Annotated in this window: 1 pseudogene; it reads left to right on the plus strand. The window is 63.9% G+C overall.

The features are described from left to right. A pseudogene (locus tag U5805_RS31595) lies at nucleotides 1–502 on the plus strand (adhesin); the annotation flags it as partial.

Here is a 502-nt window from a genome sequence, read left to right on the forward strand (position 1 = left end):
AACGCGATTGGCGGCGGCTCGACGGTGAACAGCGACGGTTCGATCTCGAACCCGACCTTCGTGGTGAATGGCGGCACGACGTACACGAGTGTGGCCGGCGCGATCACCAACATCGACGGTCGTGTGACGCAGAACACCAACGACATCCAGAACATCACCAACGACATCAACAACGGCACGATTGGCCTCGTCCAGCAAGACCCGACGACGGGCAACATCACCGTTGCGAAGGACACGGGCGGCACGATCGTGGACTTCACGGGCACGGCAGGCCCGCGTGTTCTGACGGGTGTGGCGAATGGTGCGGTGAACGCATTGAGCTTCGACGCGGTGAACGGCTCGCAGCTGTACAACGTGGCGGCTTCGACGGCCAACGCGATTGGCGGCGGCTCGACGGTGAACGGCGACGGTTCGATCTCGACCCCGACCTTCGTGGTGAACGGCGGCACGCAGACGTACACGAACGTGGCCGGCGCGGTCACGAACCTGGACGGTCGCGTGA

The organism is Paraburkholderia sp. J41 (assembly GCF_905220235.1).
Taxonomy (GTDB): domain Bacteria; phylum Pseudomonadota; class Gammaproteobacteria; order Burkholderiales; family Burkholderiaceae; genus Paraburkholderia.